This is a genomic window from Corynebacterium maris DSM 45190, from assembly GCF_000442645.1.
GTDB lineage: Bacteria > Actinomycetota > Actinomycetes > Mycobacteriales > Mycobacteriaceae > Corynebacterium > Corynebacterium maris.
This window is the reverse complement of sequence record NC_021915.1, coordinates 762,092-783,261: the sequence shown is the minus strand read 5'-3', so window position 1 is coordinate 783,261 and position 21,170 is coordinate 762,092. Positions and strand designations below refer to the sequence as shown.

Here is a 21,170-nt window from a genome sequence, read left to right as displayed (position 1 = left end):
TCCCCGGAAAACAGACAATAGGGTTCCCCGTCGAAAAGTTTAACGGCGGAAACCGGGTTTCCCGCACAAAAACCATGGCCGCGCCGAAATTTCCGGCACGGCCATGGTCACAGATCACCTGACGTGACGAAAAGGCCCTACTGCTGGGACTCGAACAGGTCGGCCATGCCGTTGAGGATCTCGGTGTAGGTGATGATCGATTCGTTGGTGTAGGTGTCACCCGGGGCGATGTAGACGGCGTCTTCATTCAGCGCGGTCACGTTCTGCAGGGCCGGGTTCTCGTTGATGAGCGCGGCAGCGCCGGCGTACGACTCCTGATCCACGCTCTGGACGGCGGCGTCGCGGTCCATCACCAGCAGGATGTCCGGGTTCGACTGCGCGATGGCCTCGACGGAGATGTCGTCGCCCTCGTGGTTGGAGGACGAGCCTTCGACCTCGAGGGACGGGGTCATGCCGACCAGATCGAACAGCGGTCCGTACATGCGGCCGACGCCCGGGGCGATGTAGCCGATCTCGCCGCCGGAGACGTTGACGGCCATGACGGTCTTGGAGGAGTCGTAGGCTTCCTGGGCACGCTCGAGGGCGGCGTCGAAGTCGGCGATGAGCTGCTCGGCCTCATCCTCGGTCTCGAAGACCTTGCCCAGCTCGGTGACCTGGCGCTTGAGCTCCTGGTCGATCGGCTCTCCGTCACGGACGTTGAGGTCGACGTAGGCGGCGTCCGGGTTCAGCTCGGCGATGTCGTCGTAGTAGTTGGTGAAGCGCTGCCCCTGCAGGATGAAGTCCGGCTCGGCGGCGGTGATCAGCTCGAGGTCCGGCTCACGGTGGTTGCCGATGTTGAGGATGTCCTCGTTGCCGGCATAGGCCTCGATGGTGTCCGGGATGAGCGCGACCGGTGCGGCCTCCAGCTCAACGCCCCAGTCCGCCAGGACCTCGAAGGTGCGGTTATCCAGGGACACGACCGTTTCCGGGTCAACCGGAACTTCCTGGGTACCGTGGTTGTCTTCGATGGTGACGGTCTCGACGTCAGCAGCTGCGGTGCTTGCGGCGTCGTCACCTTCAGTGTTGGTGCAGGCGGTCAGGGCAAGGCCTGCGGCGGCGAAACCGGCGATGACGGAGAGACGAACTTTAGCCATGAAATCCTTCTTAGGGGTAGATGTCCAAATCCCTTACTTAGGTAAGGTTTACCTTGTCGAGAAGAGTACAACGCTCTTTTTCGCGACCGCAACTTCTACCCCTGGAAAAAGTCATAAGCAAAGGCAGGGTCACTCTTCCCCTCCCCCGTCGAGGGTTACCCACGAACCACTATAGACGCACCTGAGATGTCAGTCACAAGAATTTTAGGAAAGAAAAATCCGACCCCACAAGGGGGCCGGACCACCGAAGCGTCGAGCTAGTTCTTGCCACCCTTGCGCTTCTTATTCTTGCCGCCGAACATCAGCCCCAGGCCGATGGCCACGAGCCAGGAGTCCTTGGCCAGCGAAATCCCCTCGTCGGACGGGCGGATGCCGTCCTCCTCGGTGTAGTTGTCGTTGTTGAAGTACATGGTGAGCAGGCCAGCGCCGAAAGTGGCCAGGCCGGCGCCCGCGACGCGGTTCGGAACGGCGGGCAGCAACAATGCGGCGCCGACGGCGGTTTCCGCCCAGCCAAGCATGGAGCCAAACTTGTCCGCTGGGAGCTTCGCCAGCGCCGGAACGCCAGAAGCCGCCGCCTGCTGGATGCCGGCGGAAGCCTCGGCCGGCATGCCGATTTTCCCGATGCCGGAGTTAAGGACGAACAGTCCCGGAATGGCACGAAGTGCCGCGTTTGCAATGAAAGACATGTGAGCTCCCCTGATAGACGGTTAATTTGTTGTCGTGTCTACAACCTAGCACAGATCACCCGTCCCGCAAGGGGTTAAGCCGCAATCGCTCCTGCCAGCCCCTCACCCACCATCCTTTTGGGACGGAAAACGACCGCCAGACACGTCAGACAGCACCCCACACTGGGCGGCGCCAGATCGATTCCGCCTTCGAGGCTATAACAAATCCACTGCTCATGAGGGTTTAAAGCAACGATCCATAAGAAAACCGCCAAACGTTGGATGCCGAAGCAATAAGTTTTTCTCTAAAATTGAAGCCAGGCAACTGATCAATGAACAACTAAGGAGAACATCATGCGTGGAAGCTCACTCATCTGGACCATCGTCGGTATTCTGGTGATCATTGCTCTGGTGATTTGGATCCTGTCGGCCCTTTAACGCCTCTCGTCGAGGTCTTCGGCCCCCATTAGCCAGACACACGACCATGTTCCCCGACCCTCAAGGGTCGGGGATTTTTCATGGCCGTTCGCGGGGTGGATTCTAGGGTTTGTTGCAACGGCCCCGGAACTCACGCCCTCCCATCAAGAGAAATAGCCCCTCACCTGGTTTAACAGGTGAGGGGCTTCGGTGGAGCTGCCGGGATTTGAACCCGGGTCCTTCGGCACCGCGCCAGGGCTTCTCCGTGCGCAGTTCGCTCATGATCTCTGCTCGGCTCTCCGGCTCGGGCGAACTCGTCCCGGATGATGAGCCCAGTCAGCGGTGTGAGTCCCGTCAGGCCCCGCTGACGCGGCCTGACGGCAAGTCACCTGAGTCGACGCCAGGATCCCGGCCGGCGACGAACCGGGGCTGACGGACACGCGGTCGCTACTTAGGCAGCGAGGGCGTAGTCACGCTGAGAGTTCTTCTCGGCGCTTATCAAGTTGCTGCGACGCTTACGGTGGTCTCCAGCCTTCACCGGCACGCTTCCCCTGGCTTAGTGTCCGAAGTCGAAACCAAAAGTCAGCCCCAGACACCTGTGGCGGGATCGTGCGTGATCTCCACAGGAGAATTAACTATAACGTCCTTGGGTTTATTGCGCAAGCCCCCTCAGCCACTCAATCCGGAAGGTCGCACGCTCACTTCGTTGACGGTGGCGTCCTCCCCCAAGTCCACCACCATGCGCACCGCGGCGGCGACGGATTCAGGACGCACCCAACGCCATCCCTCGTACTCGTCGTCGGCATGGCCTTCGAGCCGCCGCAGCTGTTTTTGCATGTCCGTGTCCACCCGTCCCGGATGCACCGAGGTGACGCGAATTTTTCCCAGCTCCTCTTCCCGCAGCGCGTCGGTGAACGCGCGCAACGCGAACTTGGAGCCCGAGTAGAGCGCGTTCTGCGCCCCAGAGTGATAGCCGGATCCGGAGTTCACCGTGATGACGGTGCCCCGGGCAGCGCGTAGGGCCGGCAGCAACAACCGGGTCAGCTCCGCGACGGCGAAGAGGTTGATCTCGAAGACATCGCGCCATTCCTGCCGGCTCGTGTCGGCGACGGACTGCCTGCTCACCACGCCGGCGCTATGAAAAACGCAGTCCAGGGAATCCAGGCCCGCGGCCTCGACGGCGCGGGCGACGTCATCCGGATCTGTCAGGTCGGCGACGAAAGGACGCGCATTCGGGAGCTTGTCGACGACCCGCTGTGCGCCCTCCTGCGTCGTCGACCCCACGTAGACGAGGTGGTCGCGGCCGAGCTCCTCGGCCACGGCCAGTCCGATGCCCCGGGAGGCGCCGGTGATCAGTGCGGTCTTCATGGAGTCTCCTTCAGCCATTCTGCGAGAACGCGGGCGTGATTGTGGTCGCGGTCGGCGGCGGCGTACAGCAGGGTGACATCGCCCTCGTCGACCATGGCGACCAGTCTATCCACGTCCTCGCTCCCGCCATCGAGCTCACCGTGGTAGCGACGGGAGAATTCCTCGAACCTCTCGGGATCGTGGCCGAACCATGTCCGCAGCTCTGATGACGGGGCCGCGTCCTTGAGCCAGACGTCGTGGCCCAGGTCCTCTTTTTTGATGCCCCTGGGCCAGACGCGGTCAATCAGGACGACGGGGCCTGCGGCCTGCACGCGGTCGTCGACAAGATCGTGGACTTTGATGCAGTAGACGGTCATGTCAGGCGTTGATTCCCTTGATCTTGCGGCCCATCTCGCGCACGATCTCACGCTCTTCGGTCCGCCTCTTGATCGATTGGCGTTTGTCCCAGTCCTGCTTGCCCTGCGCCAGGCCGAGTTCGACCTTGACACGCCCATCCTTGAGATACAGGCTCAGCGGCACCAGGGTCTTGTTGCCGTCGCGGACCTTGCCCTCCAACGAGTCGATTTCGCCGCGGTGCAACAGCAGTTTGCGGTGCCGCCGCGGGGAGTGGTTGGTCCACGACCCCATGGAGTACTCGGGGATGTGCAGGTTACGCAGCCACACCTCGCCGTTGTCAATGGTGGCGAAGGCCTCCACCAGGGAGGCTTTTCCTTCGCGCAGAGACTTGATTTCGGTGCCCACGAGAACGATGCCCGCCTCGTAGGTGTCCAGGATGGTGTAATCGTGGCGGGCCTTACGATTGCTGGCAATGAGATTGCTGCCGTGCTTCTTCTTTTTCTTGCCCATAATGAGGACCTATCCTACCAACATCAGCGGGACCGGCCCCAATACATGCGATGCCGGTTATTTCCGCACATAAGCGCGCAGCGTCAGATAGGCCACCAGCCCGGCGAAGACGACCCCGCCGAGCCCCACCCACGGCAGCACCGCCCACACGTCCGCCGAGGTGATTTGAGCGATCAGCCGGGACTCGTACAGCTGTGCCAGCGCCGGATCGACGACGTAGTTTTTGCCCAGGAACACCCCGCCCACAGCGAGCACCGCACCAAGCGCCGTGGCCAGCACGACCTCGATGACGAACGGCGCCTGCGTGAACCAGCGGGAGGCGCCGACCAGGCGCATGATGGACGTTTCTTCGCGGCGGTTGAACGCGGAGATCTGGACCATGTTGACGATCAGCAACAGCGCCGCCACCGCCTGAATCACGGCGAGGATGAACGCGGCGTCGCGGATCGAGTCCAGGTTCTCGGCCGCGCCGCTGATGTCGTCGGTTTGATCGATGACGGTGTCCACCTGCGGCAGGTCGGCGACCGCGGCGAGCGGGCTCGGGTCGGTCGGGTCTTCCAGCCGCACATGCAGCGCGGCGGGCAACGCGTCCGGCGAGGTCTCCTGCACCAGCAGCGGGTCGGACTCGGAGAACAGCTCCACGAAGCGCTCATAGGACTGCTCACGGGAGCGGTAGGTCACGGAATCGACGCCGTCCTGCTCTTCCAGCGTGGTGCGCACCTCCAGGCATGCCTCGGTGGAACAGTCCTCGTCGGCGGCGGAGGTCTCCTCGTTGAGCTGGACCATCACCTCCACCCGGTCGAGGTAGATCTCCTTGGTGTCCTCGGTCATCTGACTGACCAGCGCACCGGTGCCCAACAGCGCGAGCGACACTCCGGCGGTGATGATCAGGGCCACGCTCATGGTGAGGTTGCGCCACAGGCCCGCCACGCCTTCGCGCAGCACATATGAGAAATTGTCCATCGTGATGTCTTCCTTTAGTTCGATCCGACGGTGTAGCTGCCGTGGGCGTCGTCACGCACGAGCTCGCCGTCGCGGAGCTCGAGGACGCGTTGGCGCATGGCGTTGACGGCGCGGGCGTTGTGGGTGGACATGATCACGGTCGTGCCGTCACGGTTGATGCGCGTCAACAGAGCCATGATCTCCTCGGCGGTCTCCGGGTCGAGGTTGCCGGTCGGCTCGTCCGCCAACAGGAGCAGGGGCCGGTTGACCACGGCCCGGGCCACCGCCACGCGCTGCTGCTCGCCGCCGGACAGTTCGTGGGGCAGGCGCCGGGCTTGCGCCGCCAAGCCGACCATTTCGAGGGCCTCGGGCACGAGCTTGCCCACCTGCCGTTTGTTTTTGCCGATGACCCGCAGCGCGAACGCCACGTTGTCGTACACGGTGAGTTTGGGCAGCAGCCGGAAATCCTGGAACACGTAGCCGATGCGACGGCGCATCCTCGCCACTTCTGCCCCGCGGAGCCGATTGACGTGGAAGTCGGCGAAGCGAATGTCACCGGAACTCGGCGACTCTTCGCGGATGAGCAGGTTCAAAAAAGTGGATTTGCCGGATCCGGACGGCCCGATCAGAAAGACGAACTCCCCTTTCCCGATGCTCAGCGAAAGGTCGTGGAGGGCAGGGTCGGCGGGGTCTTCGTAGATCTTGGTCACGGATTCAAAGGTGATCACCCGCTACATGCTATCTCTCGCCCCGGCGTCGGAAACAGCCCCCGCGCCGATTAATCTTCGCCGCGCTCCTCCGCCATCCGCCACCGGATGCCGGCTTCGAGGAAACCGTCGATGTCTCCGTCGAGCACCTTCGACGGGTCGCCGACCTCGTAGTTGGTACGCAGGTCCTTGACCATCTGGTACGGATGCAGGACATACGAGCGCATCTGGTTGCCCCAGGAGGCGTTGCCGCCCGCGCCGAGGGCGTCCATCTCGGCCTTTTCCTCCTGGCGCTGTCGCTCCAGCAGCTTCGCCTGCAGCACGCGCATCGCGGAGGCCTTGTTCTGGATCTGGGATTTTTCGTTCTGGCAGGTCACCACGATCCCGGTGGGCACGTGCGTGATGCGCACGGCGGAGTCGGTGGTGTTGACCGACTGCCCGCCCGGGCCGGAGGAGCGGTAGACGTCGACGCGGATATCGGCGTCGGGCACGTCGATGTGGTCGGTCGTCTCCACCACCGGCAACACCTCCACCTCGGCGAAGGAGGTCTGCCGGCGACCCTGGTTGTCGAAGGGGCTCAGGCGCACGAGGCGGTGCGCGCCCTGTTCGACGGAGAGCTGGCCGTACATGTATTCGCCGTGGACGACGAAGGTGGCGGACTTGATGCCGGCCTCCTCCGCATAGGAGGTGTCGTAGACGTCGACCTTGTGGCCGTTCTTCTCCGCCCAGCGGGTGTACATGCGCATGAGCATTTCCGCGAAGTCCGCGGCGTCGACTCCGCCGGCGCCGGCGCGGATGTTGATCACGGCCTCGCGCTCGTCGTATTCGCCCGAGAGCATGGTGGTGACCTCGAGGGAATCGACGGCCTCGGCCAAGTCGGCGATCTCCTCGTCGACGATCGAGGTGTCGCCGTCCTCCTCCTCTTCCGCCAGCTCGTACATGACGGGCACGTCGTCGAGTCGGGAGCGCAGTTCAGTGACTTTCCGCAGCTTGGCCTGCACGCTGGACAGCTCGCTGGTAACCCCCTGCGCGAGGGCGGGGTCGTCCCACAGGGACGGATCGGACGCCTGCTGCTCGAGCTCGCGGACCCGCTCCGCCATCTCGTCGAGGTTCATGACCTTCTCGATGGTCGTGAGGGTCGCGTCGATCTCTTCGAGGTGCTGGGTAATCTCCGGTCTCATGCGTCAAATGGTACTCGCCCAGGCGGCTGCGCCAGGCCTTGCCCGTCCGGAGCAGGCGCGGTGGGGCACAATGGTGGCCATGACCGACGACAAGGACACCGCTTCCCTCATCGATGATTTTGTGGCCGCCCACGCCGCCGCCGGCGACGAGGAGCTGGCCCGCGGGTTGGTGAACGAGGCCGGTCAGCTCGCCGCCCGGATGCGTTCGGCCGGGGTCGCCACCGACTTCAAGACCTCGGTCTCCGACGTCGTCACCGACGCCGACCGCGCCGCCGAGGCCTTTGTGGCGGGGGTGCTCGACGCCCTGCGCCCCGACGACGGCGTGCTCGGCGAAGAAGGCGCCGCCCGCCCCTCCCGGACGGGGCGCACGTGGGTGATCGACCCCGTCGACGGCACCTACAACTTCACGTCCGGCTCCGACTACTGGTGCTCCGCCCTCGCCCTGGTCGAAGGCTCACCCTCCGCCCCGGACCGACTGCTCTTCGGGGCCGTGCACCGCCCGGTGCCGGGCTACACCTGGTTCGGCGGGCCGGAGATCCCGACGACCGTCAACGGCCAGGCGCTGCCGCGGCTTGCCGACGCCCCCGCGGGCCAGCTGTCCATCGGTACATATCTGCACCCTTCCTGGATGAATGATCCGGCGGTGCGCAGCAGCTGGCGCAACACGGCCCGCAGCTTCGCCACCGTGCGCATGTTCGGCGCCGGTTCCGTGGACCTCGCCGGAGTGGCCGCCGGGCAACTCGGCGCCTGGACGCAGCACACCGTCGCCGACTGGGACTGGTTGCCGGGCAAGGCACTCGTCGAGGGCGTGGGCGGCGTCGCCCGCAAGGTCAAGGCCGGCGGGGTCGTCTGGTCCGTGGCCGGAAATCCGGAGGTGGTGGCGCAGACGGCAGAGCTGCTGACCGCCGGGGCCCTCGACGCGTCCTAGAATGGCGGTCATGAGCACCTACGCTGATGACCTCGCCCTCGCCCTCGAGCTGGCGGACGCCGCTGATTCCCTGACCTTCGAGCGCTTCGAGGCCGCCGACCTCAACGTCGAATCCAAGCCCGACATGACCCCGGTCTCCGACGCTGACCTCGCCACCGAGAAGGCGCTGCGGGAAAAGATCGAGTCCGCCCGCCCCTCCGACGCCATCCTCGGTGAGGAGTTCGGCGGCGAAGCCGTCCACGAGGGCCGCCAGTGGGTCATCGACCCCATCGACGGCACCAAAAACTTCGTCCGCGGCGTGCCTGTGTGGGCGACCCTGATTTCTCTGCTCGTCGACGGCCGCCCGGTCGTCGGCGTGGTCTCCGCCCCCGCCCTGGGGCGGCGCTGGTACGCCGCCGAGGACGCCGGCGCGTGGCGCACCTTCAAGTCGGGGTCGCCCAGCCGCATGAACGTCTCCGGCGTCGCCGAGCTGGCCGACGCTTCCGTGTCCTTCAGCTCCCTGTCCGGCTGGGCCGACCGCGGCATCCGCGACAATTTCATCGCGTTGACCGACGCCACCTGGCGTCTGCGCGGCTACGGCGACTTCTACTCCTACTGCCTCGTGGCGGAGGGCGCCGTCGACGTCGGCGCCGAGCCGGAGGTCTCGCTGTGGGACCTGGCGGCCCTCGACGTCATCGTGCGTGAGGCCGGCGGCGTGTTCACCTCGGTGGAAGGCGAGGCCGGCCCGCACGGCGGCAGCGCCGTGGCCACCAACGGGTTGCTCCACGACGCCGTGCTCAAGATCCTGAACTGACTTCCCGCCTAGTTCTCCGGCAGGGCCAGGCCCGCCCCGACCCCGCCGCGGGCGTTGATGTCGCCCAAGACCGGGTTGACCGCCACCGAGGCGGTCGGGGCGTGCAGCGCGCCCTGCAGCGGCGTGCGACACGAGAACAGGTGCCCGTTCGGGATCGGCAGCGCGCTGCGCGAGATGTGCCCCACGAGCCGGTCCCCTGCCAGCACCGGCGCCCCGGAGTCCCCCGCCATCGCGCACAGCTGCGTCACGTGCGCCTCCTGTCCGGTGAGCCAGGTGGTGGCGCAGTCGTGGCCCGTGGCCACGCCTTGCTTGCACAGCACGTCGCCCCGGTTCACCCCGTCACTGTCGAGGGAGTTGACCGTTACCCCGTTGTAGCTGCGGGTGACCGCGGCGTTGGAGCCGAACTCGATGACCGCGTAATCCAGGTATTCGTTGGTGGAGACCACCGTGCCCGACGGTCCCAGCTGCCAGGAATCCGCCGACGACACCTGGTCGCCGACCTCGCCGCAGTGGCTGGCGGTGACGCCGACTTGGCGGCCGTCGCCGTCGACGCCCGCCACCGTCAGCGTGCACATGGTGTCCTGGCCGACGTAAATCGGGGTGCTCGGCCCGTACAGCGATGTGCCCTGCGCGTGGGCGACGTGTGATTCCTCCGGTGCGCGTGGCGCATCGAAGCGGGAGCCGGGCGCCCGGTTGAGCACCCACTCCTCCTGCGGCTTGCCCGCCAGCACCCGGGAGGACAGGTCGTTGCGCCAGACGTAGTTGGGGTCCTGCGCCACGGCGTCCGTGTTCACCGGGTCGACCTCCGCCGGGATCGCGTCTCCTCCGCTCGACTGAGGCAACCATTGCGACGGCGAGGTCGAGGAGCCGGCAGACGGGCGCAGCGGCGCTTCTGCGGGCGTGTCCGGGGCGTCCGCAGCCTCTGGCTCGCCCGGCTCATCCTGTGCGGCGGGACGTGTGCCCGGCAGCACCGAGGAAACCGCCCGGTCTACGGCGCCGGTGAGTTCCGGGTCGACCCCGGGGACGGCCACGCCCACCGCGGCGAGGTCACCCCGCACCCGGTCGACGATCTTCGCCGAGTCAATCACGGCCATCTCGTCCTGCACCGGCGCCGCCGACGACGCCTCCTCCGCGTTCGCAGCCGACGAGGAACCCAACGCCACCGCCGTCGCCAGCACAGACGCGGACACTATTCTTCTGACATGACGGGCGAGCTGCATGATGTGCGGGAACATCCTTCTGGATAGACGGCGGGCAACGCATCGATCTTGCCACTGATCCGGTGGACCGGGCGCACGCGCCGGACAAAAGTATCCGAATCGTCACCGATCAGGGGTGGCTCACTGGCCCACGCCTCCCCGCCCCCAGAAATGCAACAACCCCCTCCACCGAAGTGGAGGGGGTTGTCGGAAGAAGTTGGTAGCGGGGGCAGGATTCGAACCTACGACCTCTGGGTTATGAGCCCAGCGAGCTACCGAGCTGCTCCACCCCGCGTCGGGTGATCTTCTTCAATTTTCACCTTGTCGCTCTGACCTGATCTTCATCATGTCCTTGCAACAATGAGTAACTATACCCAGCATGAGCATTTACGACAAATCGCCTGCTCATGCCGGGAAAGTCACCTCTTCTCACTGCCCTTATTCGTCCTCTGCGGCGACCGCGTCAGCGGAGCCCAGGTTCTGGTAGGACTCGACGGCGGAGTCCAGCTCGTCGAGGGCACGTCCGTACTCCTCGAAGGAACCGTTCTGCGCCCGCTCCAGGTCGGTCAGCGCTTCGTTGATGCGCTCGATGGCCTCACCCTCGGAACCTGCCGCGGTGGCCGGCTGGCCCGGAGACGTACTCTCCTCCGCCGGCTGCTCATCCTCAGCGAGCTCTTCGTCGTCGATCAGCGAGGGATCCGTCGGCTCGCCGGCGATCTCCTGCGCCTCACGCGGGTCGATGCCGACCTGCGCCAGCGCCTCAGAGACCGTCGGCGCGTAACCGACGCGGCCCTTGTAGGAGACCAGCACGCGCAGCAGCTTCGGGAACGCCGAATCCTGGTTGGAACGCTGCGAGTAGATCGGCTCGACGTAGAGGATCTCGCCGCCGCCGACCGGCAGGGTCAACAGGTTGCCGTTGAACAGGTCGTTGGTGCCCTCCCACAGGGTGCGGTCACGGGCGACCTGGTCGGAGGACATCATCGCGTCCTGCGCCTGGCGCGGGCCCTGCGTTTGGGTGTTCGTCGGCAGGACGCGGACCGTGATGTCGCCGTAGTTCTCCTGATCGGAGCTGACCGTCATGTGCGCGGCCAGGAACTCGCGGTTCAGGCCACGGTACGGGGTGATCAGCTGGAAGGAAGACTCCTCCGGGTCCTCCGGGTCGGTGGCCATGACGTAGTACGGCGGCTGGGCCAGGCCCCCGCCGTTCTGGTCGGCCGCGGTCGGGTCGCCCGGGACGGACCAAAACGCGTCATTGTTGAAGAAGACGTTCGGGTCGTCGACGTGGTAGCGGGCCAGCAGTTCACGCTGCACCTTAAACAGGTCCTGCGGGTAGCGCAGGTGCTCACGCAGCTCCTCCGGGATCTCGGACTCCGGGTTGACGGTCTCCGGGAAGATCTTCATCCAGGTGTCCAGAACCGGGTCCTCGGTGTCGAACTCGTAGAGCTCGACGGAGCCGTCGTAGGCGTCCACGGTGGCCTTGACCGAGTTACGGATGTACCCGACCTGATCGGAGATCAGACGCTGGGTGGTGCCGTCCGGGTTCAGGGCGTCCTGGGTCGTCTCCGACAGAGAGGTCTGCTCCGTGTAGGGCAGCTGGCGCAGCGTGGTGTAGCCGTCCACGACCCACTTGATGCGGCCGTCGACGACGGTCGGGTAGGTCGCGGAGTCGGTGGTCAGCCACGGGGCGACGGCCTCGACGCGCTCACGCGGGTCGCGGTCGTAAAGGATCTTCGACTCGGAGTTGACGCGATCCGAGAGAATCAGGTTGATCTCCTGGTACTTCAGCGCGTACGCCGCACGGTTGAACACGTTGCCGATGTCGACGCCGCCCTCACCGTCGTAGGTGAAGGTCGTGTTGTCGGTGTCGTATTCGACGTCGTTGCCGTTGTCGCTGCCGACGACCGCGTAATCGGCACCGTCGGTGGCGGAGGCGATGACCGGGCCGTAGTAGATGCGCGGCTGGTCGACCATGATGCCCAGTTCCTCGGCCTCGTCGCTCTCCGCCGCGATGGCGCTGGTCTGCAGGTCCGAGACCGTGTACACCGGGAAGCCGCCGCGCGTGGAGCCCGCCTCCTGCGGGGCCTCGTCGACGGTGTTGGCCTGGGCGGCGATGAAGCCGTTGCCGTGGGTGTAGACGGTGTGGCGGTTGATCCAGTCGCGCTGGTTGTCCTGCAGGGCGTTCGGGTCCAGTTCACGGGCGGCGACGACGAAGTCGCGGACTTCACCGTCGACCTCGTAGCGGTCCATGTTCAGGGTCTCCGGGAACCCGTAGAAGTTACGCAGCTGCTGCATCTGCGTGAACGTCGGGGACAGGATGTCCGGATCCAGCAGACGGATGTTGGAGATGGTGTTGACGTCGTCGGCGACGGTGTCGTCGTCGACCGTCTCCGCGCCCCAATTGTCGAGGTAGTTGACGTCCTCGTCCGTCAACCCATAGGCGTAGCGCGTGGACTCGATGTTGCGGCCGATGTATTCATTCTCCTTGGCCTGCCGGTTCGGCTGGACGGAGAACTGCTCGACGATCAACGGCCAGACCGTGCCGATGACCACGGCGGAGACCAACATGAGAATCGCGGCCAACGCCGGGACCCGCAGGTCCTTGTACACGATGGAGGCGAAGAACGCGGCGGCGACGACGACCGCGATCACCGTCAGGATGATCTTGGCCGGCAGGCGGGCGGTCATGTCGGTGGAGCCGCCGCCAGTGAAGATGTCGTGTTCCGTGAACAGCAGGCCGTAGCGGTCCAGCCAGTAGTTCAGCGCCATGACCAGCACCCACAGGCCGGCGGTGACCGCCAGCTGAATGCGTGCCGGAGAAGAGATCGACCCCTTGATCCCGGCCGCCTGGTTGCCCAGCCGGATGCTGCCGAGCATGTAGTGGCCCACCAGGGCCACCAGGAAAGCCACGATCAGCAACGTCGAGAGCGCATCGACGATGATCTGAATCATGGGCAGGTTGAACGCGTAGAAAGCGTAGTCGCGACCGAACTGCTGATCAGCCACACCGAAATCGGTGGAGTTGATCATCATCAACGCGTCCCGCCAGACCCCCTGGCCCAGGAAACCGGCGATCAGGCCCACGATGATCGGAAAGATGATCAACAAGCCGCGCACGGACCGCTCGATGTTCTGCCGGTACTGATACACCGGCGAATTCAGATCCATCGCGCCGAGAGCGTCACCCTCGTCCGGCCTACCCTTCCACGTGAAATAGGCGGCCGCCCAGGTCACCAGCCCGGCAACGAGGCCGAAGACCACGAAAAGGACGATGCGGGCGACGTAGGTGGTGGTGAAGACCCCGCGGAAGTCGAGTTCACCGAACCACAACCAATCGGTGTAAATGCCGATGAAAAGGGGAATCGCGAGCAACAGCACCACGACAATGCCGATTATCCAGCTCAGCAGTCGTGGCCGTCCCCGCGCGGGCGGGGCTGATGGGGAGAGACCGGTCGTCAAGACCTACTCCTTAATATTATCGATTTGGACGTAGCACTATAGTGTTCCACTTTAAAGACTTTTCGGATAGAGACCCAAGTTCGGCCACAAAGAGGATTCACCATGTCTAACGCCCATCCAACCGAATTTACTCCCCAGGCGCTAAATAAGGCGATGCTCGAAGCAGTCGACTTCGTTCACGCGGAAGGATGGGACGCCGCACCCACCCTCTTCGCCCTGGTCCCCACCCACCTGCTGATCGACCAGCTCGACGACCCGGACGACGCCGCCCCGCTGACCCTGGTCCTGCAGGACAACCTGCCGGACAACCTCGAACCCGGGTCCGAAGCCCTGGTCGACTACGTCTCCCGCGTCGCCTGGCCGCAGCAGATCGCCGGCTGCGTCCTCGCCCAGGAAATCCGTTTCCGCGACACCGCGGACGGCAAGCACGCCGCTCCCCGACCAGCGCGACTCTTCTCCGGCGTCCTGCGCCCGGAAGGCGTCGACCTGACGTTGCTGCAGCTCCGGCCGACGGAAGAAGAACTGGCGGAGGCCGGGCCCTTTGCCGAAGATGAGGTGCAGCTGCGCGGCGGCCCCGAGGTCGCGCCGGGAGTCATCGCGGCGCTGCGCTACGGCCTCGAGCAGGATCCTGATGAGCTGTTCTAAGCTGAAATGGAAATAAATTGTCCCGCCGTCGACCTCAGGGAGCCCTCGTGCCGCATAACCGTCTGACCCGCACCGCCGTCTTCGCGGCCGCCGTCGCGCTCACGGCCGGGTTGAGCGCCTGCACCGACGGCGGCGAGGTGGAGGAGACCACCGCCCCGGAAACCACGGCCGCGCAGACGTCGACGAGCCCGGACGCCGCGCCGACGACGTCGGCCACCCCCTCCACCACCCCCACGACCGAAACAGAGACCGAGACCGAGTCGGAGAGCCCGACGTCCAGCCCCCGCGGGACGCATAGCACGGGCGGGGAAGACGGGTTGTCTGAAAATGTCGCCGAAGCCGCCGAGCGCTTCGGCTCCCTGGCGCCGGCGTCGCTGTTCGAGCAATTCGACGACTGCACCCCGACCGGGTTGGAGGGCTCCTATGAGTGCTCCGGCCCGGAGGTCGGGCAAGTCCAATTCTTTGATTCGCAATCCAAGGCCGCGTCGACGACGCAGCTGCTCACGGAGCTGCGCAGCTCACGCGTCGTGGAGGACACCGGCCGTCACGTGGTCGGATGGTCGACGCTGGGCACCACTGCCGTGATCACGGTCGTCGACAACGAGTTGGGGCTGGTCATGCAGCAGCTGGTCTCCTCCGACATCGTGGAACCGGAAGAACGCATCAAGGAGCTCGGCCTGATCGAGGAGACCGAGGAAACCACCACCTCGCCGTCCCGGGACGACGCCTCCGACGCAGAGTTCAGCAACGCCGACGAGCGCCGCGAGGCCTGAAGCCTAAGGTTCACAGACGTCCACGTCGCCGCCGGCGTCGAAGGCCTCCATCTGTTCGATGGCGTGGTCGAGGGTGTCCACGGCCGCCACGACCAGGTCGCCGTGATCCCGACTGACGGCCTCGGCGCAGTTGTCCCGCGGGGCGAGGAACAGCTCCGCCCCTTCCTCCTCGGCCGCGTCGACTTTGTGGGCGATGCCGCCGATCGGGCCGACCGCGCCGTCCGGGGAGATGGTGCCGGTGCCCGCGACGTAGCGGCCGCCGTTGAGCTCTCCCGGGGACAGCTTGTCGATGACCGCCAGCGAGAACATCATTCCGGCGCTCGGTCCGCCGACGTCGTTGAGGTTGTATTCGACCTCGATGTCCTCGACCGGCTGCGACCCCATGAGAATGCCCAGCATTGCGGTCTCCGGGTCATCGGGGTTCTCTCCCAGCACCACGTCCACTTCCTCGGCGCCGCCGGCACGCTCGAGCGTGAGCGTCACCGTGTCGCCGGGGCTCTTCGCCTGCACCGCCTCCGCCACCTGGTTCGGCTGCTCCATGGACTCGCCGTCGACGGCGCGGATGACGTCATCCGCCTGCACCCGCCCTTCCGCGGCGGAGCCCTCCACCACGTCGACCACGTAGATTTCGACGTCGACGTCGAGGTAACCCATCGCCGCGACGGTGGCGGCCGCCTCCGAGGACGTGAACGCCGCCTCATTGGAGCGCTCGACCTCTTCCGGGGAGACGTCCGGCGGGAAAATCATCTCGATGGGAATGAGGTCGTCGTCGGTGAACAACCACCTGCCGAGCGCCTGCGCCAGGGTCATGTTGGTGCGCACGGACACCGTCGTCATGTCCATGTTCCCCTCGGTCTCGTCGACCTCCGGCCCGCTGACGGCCACGACGTCCTGCCCGTCCACTTCGCCGAGCGTGTTGAAGGTCGGGCCGGGACCTTGCGCCGCGTAAGGCACGGTCAAGGACACGTCAGTGCCGGGCACGCTGTCCAGGTTGATCAGTGCGCCGAGGGCAACGACGGGGATCGCCCCCCACAGCAACGTGGAGAGGCGGCGACGGGTGCGGGGGCGGGGATCGGGACTGGTCACGGAGTGTCAGCGTACCTTGTTCGCTGTCAGCGTTGCACCACACCTGGCTAGCCCGGGAGGCAGGCGGGTAGGTTAAAGAGCATGAGCAACGGATTCGGTTTCTCCTTCCCTAACGACGGCAACGACCGCGACGACCGCGACGGCGATGACAACGGCGCCGACAACCAGGGTGGCCAGAACCCGTTCGACGCCTTTGGCTTCGGCGGCATGGGCGGCGGACCCGGCGGCGCGGGGGGCCTCGGCGACATGCTGAACCAGTTCGGGCAGATGCTGTCCGGCATGGGCAGCTCCATGAACTCTCAGGAGGGGGCCGGGCCGGTCAACTTCGAGGTCGCCGAGCGCATCGCCCGCCAGCAGATCGGCCGCACGGAGGCCGTCCGCCCCTCCGACGCCACCGCCGTGGAGGAGTCCGTCCGTCTGGCGGAGCTGTGGCTCGGCGACGCCACCAGCCTGCCCGTCAGCGACGGCAAGGTGGAGGCCTGGAACCCTGAGGACTGGGTCACCGGCACCATGCCGATGTGGAAGCGACTGGTCACCCCCGTGGCCAAGCAGATGAGCCAGGCGCAGCTCGACGCCATGCCCGAGGAGATCCGGGAGGCCGTCGGCCCGATGCTGCAGATGATGGACCAGTTCTCCGGCATGAATTACGGCATGCAGCTCGGCCACGCCCTCGGCGAGCTGGCCAAGCAGTCCCTGACGGGCACCGACTTCGGCCTGCCGGTCGCCCCGGAAGGCCACACCGCCGTGCTGCCGGCCAACGCCACCGGCGCCGCCAAGGAGCTGGACATGCCGGGCCAGGAGGTGCTGGTCTACATCTCCGCGCGCGAGGCGGCCCGCCAGCGCCTGTTCCGCCACGTCCCCTGGCTCGTCGAGCGCCTGGTGTCCTCCGTCGAGGAGTACGCTGCGGGCCTGCAGATCGACACCTCCCACATCGAGGAGCACCTGCGCGGCATGAACCTGGAGTCGGGCGACCCGATGGCCATGCAGGAGGCGATGCAGAACATGCAGAACATGGATCTGAGCCCCCGCATCTCCTCGCGCAACGCCGGTGCGGTCTCCCGCCTCGAGACGCTGCTGGCTCTGGTGGAGGGCTGGACCGAGCAGGTCGTCACCGAGGCCCTCGGCGAGCGCATCCCGTCCACGGCCGCCCTGACCGAGGCGTGGCGCCGCCGCCGCGCGACCGGCGGCTCCGCGGAGCAGGCCTTCGCCAAGGTCGTCGGCATCGAGTTCAACGCCCCCAAGGTCGGCGAGGCCGCAGAGCTGTGGCGCCGCGCCACCGTCGCCGTGGGCGTCGATCGCCGCGACCAGGTGTGGGATCACCCGGATTTCCTGCCGACGGCGGAGCACCTGGACAACCCGGCGGACTTCATCGACAGCCTCCTCGACGACGCCCCGGACGACAAGTTCAACGAAGAGATGGCCAAGCTCGAGGAGATGATGCGCCGCGAGGGCGAAAACCGCGGCGACGACTCCGATGAAAAGAAGAACCGCGGCGACGACGACGGCTCCGAGGACGGCACCGAACTCTAGCCCGGGGCGGGGTCATCTCCCGCCCCACCGGCCGTAGGCCTCCAGGTATCCCCTGGCGCGCTCGGCCTGCGGGGCCTTGCCCGCCCACTCATGGAATTCTTCGGTGTGGCCGGTGACGAAGGTGTGCACCAGTTCGTGCACGATCACCGCATCCACCACATATCCCGGCACGTGCCGCAGTCGGTCGCTGAGCCGGATGTCTCCGGTGTCGGTGGTGCACGAGCCCCAACGGGTGTTCTGGTTGCTCACCCACCTGATCGACCCGATCGTCGCCCGCCCTCCCAGCACCCGCTGGTTGAGCCACCGCGCGCGACGAAGCAGATCCTCCTCCGACACGTCCTGTGAGCTGGTCTTTTTCTCCAGCTTCGTCAGGATGCCGGCCACCGCCTCCTCCTCTTCCGCCGCGGTCATCGACGCGGGGATGCGCACCACCACGTCATCGCCCTCGAAGCGGGCCTGAACTGTGCGTTTACGACGTGCCGAACGAATGACTTTGACGTGCTGGGGAACCGTGGAGCCTGTCATGGCAGTCCATAGTAGTGACCGTCCCGACCCGACAGGAGCGCTACCCAGCCATGACCGTGGCCATTTCCCCACCCGTCCACCCGACCACCCCGACTGCCCCCGCCACCGTGCAGCTCGCCCCCGGAGTGCAAGTGATCCGCCGCGGCGAGGCCGCAGTGCAATTCGGCCTCGACGCCACCCGGGCCGGCGTGCTCGAACTGCCCTCCGCCCGTGCCGTGGCCGGCGCGCTGATGCGGCTGCGCGCCCCGACTCCCCTGCCCGCCGCACACAAAACGCTCGTCGCCGCCGGTCTGCGCCCGCTGGCTGCGCAGGGGCTGCTCGATGATCTGCTCCACTACGGGGTGCTGCGCTCCTCGACCCCGGTGAGCGTCGTGCTCGTGGGGCGCACCGCCTTAGCGCGCGCCACCATGACCGTGCTGACGGATTCAGGGGTGACGGTGCGTACCCCGTTGGCCGGCGAATCCGAGCGCAATTACCTTGCGGCCGCCGACCCGCAGACGCCCGTCCTGCTCGTGGACCGCCTGCCCTACGCCAAGACCCTCTCGCCCGTCCTCGCCCGCTCCACGGCGACCTGGATCTCCGGGGCGGTGCTCGATTCCCGCGGGATGGTCGGCCCGCTGCGGTTGAACGGGGCGGGGCCGTGCCCGTTGTGCGTGGACCTGCACCGCTGCGAAGTGGACCGGCAGTGGGCGAAGATCGTCACCCGGCAGACCGCCCAGCCCACGTCCCCGGATCGTGCGGCCGTCGCCGCCACGGCCGCGGTGCTGGCCACCGTGACGCTCAAAGTCGTCGGCGCGTCGGATCCGCCCGGTGCGTTTCGCCCGGCCCCGCAGGCGGGCGCGGTGGTCGAGGTGGACCCGTACGGCGCGAGCCGTCGTTACCGGATGCGGCGGCACCGACGTTGCCCGGTGTGTTTCACCTACGGGTGAGTCACCGGAATTGGGCCACGACCTCCAAGAGTCCCTCGCCGTAGCGTTCGACCTTGCGGGGGCCGATGCCGGAGATCGACAGCAGGTCGCGTTCGTCGCCGGGCAGCGCTTCGGCCACGGCCATGAGGGTGGCGTCGTTGAAGACGATGTAGGCGGGGACCTCCTCTTCGCGTGAGACCGCGGAGCGCCAGGCGCGCAGGGCCTCGAAGACCTCCTCGTCGGCGTCGGTCGGACAGGTTTCATGGCGGCCGAGGGCTTTTTCGGTGGGCGTGGTCAGCGGGTGCCGGCAGATGTGGCAGCGGGTGGTGCGGCGGGCGCGTTCGGCGGCCGCCTCGGACTCGAGCTCGGGGACGATGCCGTCGAGAAAGCGGGTGCGTTTGCGTTTCTTCTGCCCGCCTTCCTGCCGGGCCAGCGCCCAGGAGCAGTAGAGGTGTTCGCGGGCGCGGGTGACGCCGACGTAAAACAGACGGCGTTCCTCTTCGATCTGATGCTCGCCGGCCTTGACGGCGTGAGAGATCGGCAGCATGTTCTCGAAGAGTCCGACGAGGAACACGACGTCCCACTCCAGGCCCTTGGCCGCGTGCAGGGAAGCCAAGGTGACGCCGTCCATGACGGGCGGTTGTTTGGCTTGGGCGCGGCGCTGCAGGGAGCCCAGCACGCCCGCCAAGTCGGTGCCGGGGGCGGCGCGGACGATTTCCTCGATGAGTTCGACCAGCGCATTCAGTGACTGCCAGCGCTCGCGGGCTTGTGCGCCTTCGGGTTCCTTGTCGGTCAGGCCGAGGGGCCCGAAGGCTGCTTTGGCGATGACGACGGGGTCGTCCGGCAGGTCGGTGCGGCGGGTGGCGCGCTTGAGCTGGTCGATGGCCTGGCGGATTTCCGGGCGGTCGAAGAAAGTGTCGCCGCCACGGACCTGGTAGACGACGCCAGCGTCGGCGAGCGCCTGCTCGAAGGCCTGCGACTGGGCGTTGATGCGGTAGAGCACCGCGATTTCGCGGGCGGGCACGCCCTCGTTGAGCAGCGTGAGGATTTTTCCGGCGACCTCGCGTGCCTCGGAGGGCTCGTCGTCGTAGGCGTGGAATTCCGGCTCGGGGCCGGGATCGCGCATGCCCTGCAGCTCGAGGCGGGTGCCGGCGACCCGGCCGGTGGCTTTGCCGATGACGGTGTTGGCCAGGTCGGTGACCTGCGGGGTGGAACGGTAGTCGCGCTGCAGCTTGACGACGGTGGCGTTGTCGTAGGTGCGCGAGAAGTTCAGCAGGTATTCCGGGGTGGCGCCGGTGAAGGAGTAGATCGTCTGGTTGGCGTCGCCCACGACCGTCAGGTCGTCGCGGTCGCCGAGCCAGGCCTCAAGCACGCGCTGTTGCAGCGGGGTGACGTCCTGGTACTCGTCGACGACGAAGCTGCGGTACTGGTCGCGGAATTGTTCGGCGACGGCCGGGGAGTTCTCCAGGGCGCCGGCGACGTGCAGCAGCAGGTCGTCGAAGTCCAGCAGCATGCCCTGGTCGCTGGCCTTGGAGTGTTCGTAGCGGCGGTAGACCTCGGCGACTTTGGCGGGTTCGAAGGGCGGGGTGCGTCCGAGGCCCGCGATCTTGTCGGCGTAGGCGTCCGGGGTGACCAGCGAGGCCTTCGCCCATTCGATCTCGCCGAGCAGGTCGCGGACGTTTTCGCGGGAGGATTCGACGCCGACGCCGCGGGCGGCCCGGCCGACCAGCGGGAATTTATTGTCCAGCAGCCGCCAGGGCAGGTCGCCCGCGACCTGAGGCCAGAAGTAGGCCAGCTGGCGCATGGCGGCGGAGTGGAAGGTGCGCGCCTGCACTCCCCCGACCCCCATGGAGGTCAACCGGTCGCGCATCTCCCCGGCGGCCCGGGAGGTGAACGTCACGGCGAGCACGCGTTGCGGGGCGACGAAACCGGATTCAATCAGGTGCGCGATGCGGTAGGTGATGGTGCGGGTTTTGCCGGTGCCGGCGCCGGCGAGGATGCAGACGGGCCCGCGGGGCGCGGTGGCGGCCACGAGCTGGTCGGGGTCAAGGTCAGTCAGGTCGAGCAC

General features: G+C 66.5%; 19 protein-coding genes, 1 tRNA gene and 1 other RNA gene. 6 read left to right on the top strand and 15 right to left on the bottom strand.

Going from position 1 to position 21,170, the window contains the following annotated elements:
* Nucleotides 1–137 precede the first annotated feature (137 nt).
* The 9 genes from B841_RS03745 to prfB all read right to left on the bottom strand — a co-directional run bounded on the left by B841_RS03745 (nucleotide 138) and on the right by prfB (nucleotide 7,259).
* Nucleotides 138–1,133, bottom strand: coding sequence for a siderophore ABC transporter substrate-binding protein (locus B841_RS03745; RefSeq protein WP_020934155.1), 996 nt, complete (start codon nucleotides 1,131–1,133; stop codon nucleotides 138–140).
* A 257-nt stretch (nucleotides 1,134–1,390) separates the two neighbouring features.
* The gene (locus tag B841_RS03740) at nucleotides 1,391–1,819 is read right to left on the bottom strand and encodes a hypothetical protein (protein WP_020934154.1); all 429 of its coding nucleotides are present in this window, start codon (nucleotides 1,817–1,819) and stop codon (nucleotides 1,391–1,393) included.
* Between the two features lie 604 nt (nucleotides 1,820–2,423).
* Nucleotides 2,424–2,805, bottom strand: a transfer-messenger RNA (tmRNA) gene (ssrA, locus tag B841_RS13560).
* 79 nt (nucleotides 2,806–2,884) lie between these two features.
* Entirely contained in the window at nucleotides 2,885–3,583 is a 699-nt protein-coding gene (locus B841_RS03735) for an SDR family oxidoreductase (protein WP_020934153.1), read from the bottom strand.
* Nucleotides 3,580–3,939, bottom strand: coding sequence for a DUF488 domain-containing protein (locus tag B841_RS03730; RefSeq protein WP_020934152.1), 360 nt, complete (start codon nucleotides 3,937–3,939; stop codon nucleotides 3,580–3,582). Before B841_RS03730 ends, B841_RS03735 begins: the two co-directional genes overlap by 4 nt.
* A gap of 1 nt (nucleotide 3,940) precedes the next feature.
* Nucleotides 3,941–4,429 (bottom strand): SsrA-binding protein SmpB, encoded by a 489-nt coding sequence (gene smpB / locus B841_RS03725; RefSeq protein WP_020934151.1) that lies wholly within the window; start codon nucleotides 4,427–4,429, stop codon nucleotides 3,941–3,943.
* 57 nt (nucleotides 4,430–4,486) lie between these two features.
* Entirely contained in the window at nucleotides 4,487–5,392 is a 906-nt protein-coding gene (gene ftsX, locus B841_RS03720) for a permease-like cell division protein FtsX (RefSeq protein ID WP_020934150.1), read from the bottom strand.
* Nucleotides 5,393–5,406: 14 nt separating this feature from the next.
* A complete protein-coding gene (gene ftsE, locus B841_RS03715; protein WP_020934149.1) occupies nucleotides 5,407–6,099 on the bottom strand; it encodes a cell division ATP-binding protein FtsE in 693 nt (230 codons plus the stop codon).
* 50 nt (nucleotides 6,100–6,149) lie between these two features.
* Nucleotides 6,150–7,259, bottom strand: coding sequence for a peptide chain release factor 2 (gene prfB / locus B841_RS03710; protein WP_020934148.1), 1,110 nt, complete (start codon nucleotides 7,257–7,259; stop codon nucleotides 6,150–6,152).
* A gap of 70 nt (nucleotides 7,260–7,329) precedes the next feature.
* Here prfB and B841_RS03705 point away from each other — a divergent pair, with 70 nt between their 5' ends.
* Both B841_RS03705 and hisN read left to right on the top strand, forming a co-directional pair.
* Complete coding sequence (locus tag B841_RS03705) at nucleotides 7,330–8,187, top strand: inositol monophosphatase family protein (RefSeq protein ID WP_020934147.1); 858 nt, start codon at nucleotides 7,330–7,332, stop codon at nucleotides 8,185–8,187.
* 10 nt (nucleotides 8,188–8,197) lie between these two features.
* On the top strand, nucleotides 8,198–8,980 hold the full coding sequence (gene hisN / locus B841_RS03700; RefSeq protein WP_020934146.1) for a histidinol-phosphatase: 783 nt from the start codon (nucleotides 8,198–8,200) through the stop codon (nucleotides 8,978–8,980).
* An 8-nt stretch (nucleotides 8,981–8,988) separates the two neighbouring features.
* On the opposite strand, the gene B841_RS03695 is transcribed toward hisN, so the two are convergent.
* The 3 genes from B841_RS03695 to B841_RS03685 all read right to left on the bottom strand — a co-directional run bounded on the left by B841_RS03695 (nucleotide 8,989) and on the right by B841_RS03685 (nucleotide 13,635).
* A complete protein-coding gene (locus tag B841_RS03695; protein ID WP_041632047.1) occupies nucleotides 8,989–10,200 on the bottom strand; it encodes a chymotrypsin family serine protease in 1,212 nt (403 codons plus the stop codon).
* 197 nt (nucleotides 10,201–10,397) lie between these two features.
* Nucleotides 10,398–10,474: transfer RNA gene (locus B841_RS03690), tRNA-Met, on the bottom strand.
* Between the two features lie 143 nt (nucleotides 10,475–10,617).
* Complete coding sequence (locus B841_RS03685) at nucleotides 10,618–13,635, bottom strand: UPF0182 family protein (RefSeq protein ID WP_084481961.1); 3,018 nt, start codon at nucleotides 13,633–13,635, stop codon at nucleotides 10,618–10,620.
* A 102-nt stretch (nucleotides 13,636–13,737) separates the two neighbouring features.
* On the opposite strand from B841_RS03685, the gene B841_RS03680 reads away from it, so the two are divergent.
* Together B841_RS03680 and B841_RS03675 are read left to right on the top strand one after the other, a co-directional pair.
* Nucleotides 13,738–14,280, top strand: coding sequence for a PPA1309 family protein (locus B841_RS03680; protein ID WP_041631731.1), 543 nt, complete (start codon nucleotides 13,738–13,740; stop codon nucleotides 14,278–14,280).
* 47 nt (nucleotides 14,281–14,327) lie between these two features.
* Entirely contained in the window at nucleotides 14,328–15,053 is a 726-nt protein-coding gene (locus B841_RS03675; protein ID WP_020934142.1) for a hypothetical protein, read from the top strand.
* Between the two features lie 3 nt (nucleotides 15,054–15,056).
* Here B841_RS03675 and B841_RS03670 read toward each other — a convergent pair whose 3' ends face one another.
* Nucleotides 15,057–16,139 (bottom strand): YlbL family protein, encoded by a 1,083-nt coding sequence (locus tag B841_RS03670; protein ID WP_020934141.1) that lies wholly within the window; start codon nucleotides 16,137–16,139, stop codon nucleotides 15,057–15,059.
* A gap of 81 nt (nucleotides 16,140–16,220) precedes the next feature.
* Between B841_RS03670 and B841_RS03665 the strand changes: the two genes are divergently transcribed.
* Nucleotides 16,221–17,669 carry a zinc-dependent metalloprotease gene (locus tag B841_RS03665; RefSeq protein ID WP_020934140.1) on the top strand — a complete coding sequence of 483 codons (1,449 nt, stop codon included), beginning with the start codon at nucleotides 16,221–16,223 and terminating at the stop codon, nucleotides 17,667–17,669.
* A gap of 12 nt (nucleotides 17,670–17,681) precedes the next feature.
* Here B841_RS03665 and B841_RS03660 read toward each other — a convergent pair whose 3' ends face one another.
* Nucleotides 17,682–18,194, bottom strand: a complete 513-nt coding sequence (locus tag B841_RS03660) for a M48 metallopeptidase family protein (protein ID WP_020934139.1) — start codon at nucleotides 18,192–18,194, stop codon at nucleotides 17,682–17,684.
* A gap of 50 nt (nucleotides 18,195–18,244) precedes the next feature.
* On the opposite strand from B841_RS03660, the gene B841_RS03655 reads away from it, so the two are divergent.
* The gene (locus B841_RS03655; RefSeq protein WP_020934138.1) at nucleotides 18,245–19,123 is read left to right on the top strand and encodes a hypothetical protein; all 879 of its coding nucleotides are present in this window, start codon (nucleotides 18,245–18,247) and stop codon (nucleotides 19,121–19,123) included.
* Between the two features lies 1 nt (nucleotide 19,124).
* Here the strand turns inward: B841_RS03655 and B841_RS03650 are convergent, their stop codons facing one another.
* Complete coding sequence (locus tag B841_RS03650; RefSeq protein WP_020934137.1) at nucleotides 19,125–21,170, bottom strand: ATP-dependent DNA helicase UvrD2; 2,046 nt, start codon at nucleotides 21,168–21,170, stop codon at nucleotides 19,125–19,127.

Bases quoted from the DNA above. Each gene is read 5' to 3' on its own strand.
- B841_RS03665 (WP_020934140.1), top strand. From the start codon at position 16,221: ATGAGCAACGGATTCGGTTTCTCCTTCCCTAACGACGGCAACGACCGC.
- B841_RS03660 (WP_020934139.1), bottom strand. From the start codon at position 18,194: ATGACAGGCTCCACGGTTCCCCAGCACGTCAAAGTCATTCGTTCGGCA.
- ftsX (WP_020934150.1), bottom strand. From the start codon at position 5,392: ATGGACAATTTCTCATATGTGCTGCGCGAAGGCGTGGCGGGCCTGTGG.
- smpB (WP_020934151.1), bottom strand. From the start codon at position 4,429: ATGGGCAAGAAAAAGAAGAAGCACGGCAGCAATCTCATTGCCAGCAAT.
- B841_RS03745 (WP_020934155.1), bottom strand. From the start codon at position 1,133: ATGGCTAAAGTTCGTCTCTCCGTCATCGCCGGTTTCGCCGCCGCAGGC.
- B841_RS03740 (WP_020934154.1), bottom strand. From the start codon at position 1,819: ATGTCTTTCATTGCAAACGCGGCACTTCGTGCCATTCCGGGACTGTTC.
- hisN (WP_020934146.1), top strand. From the start codon at position 8,198: ATGAGCACCTACGCTGATGACCTCGCCCTCGCCCTCGAGCTGGCGGAC.
- B841_RS03735 (WP_020934153.1), bottom strand. From the start codon at position 3,583: ATGAAGACCGCACTGATCACCGGCGCCTCCCGGGGCATCGGACTGGCC.
- B841_RS03680 (WP_041631731.1), top strand. From the start codon at position 13,738: ATGTCTAACGCCCATCCAACCGAATTTACTCCCCAGGCGCTAAATAAG.
- B841_RS03730 (WP_020934152.1), bottom strand. From the start codon at position 3,939: ATGACCGTCTACTGCATCAAAGTCCACGATCTTGTCGACGACCGCGTG.
- B841_RS03655 (WP_020934138.1), top strand. From the start codon at position 18,245: ATGACCGTGGCCATTTCCCCACCCGTCCACCCGACCACCCCGACTGCC.
- B841_RS03695 (WP_041632047.1), bottom strand. From the start codon at position 10,200: ATGCAGCTCGCCCGTCATGTCAGAAGAATAGTGTCCGCGTCTGTGCTG.
- prfB (WP_020934148.1), bottom strand. From the start codon at position 7,259: ATGAGACCGGAGATTACCCAGCACCTCGAAGAGATCGACGCGACCCTC.
- B841_RS03705 (WP_020934147.1), top strand. From the start codon at position 7,330: ATGGTGGCCATGACCGACGACAAGGACACCGCTTCCCTCATCGATGAT.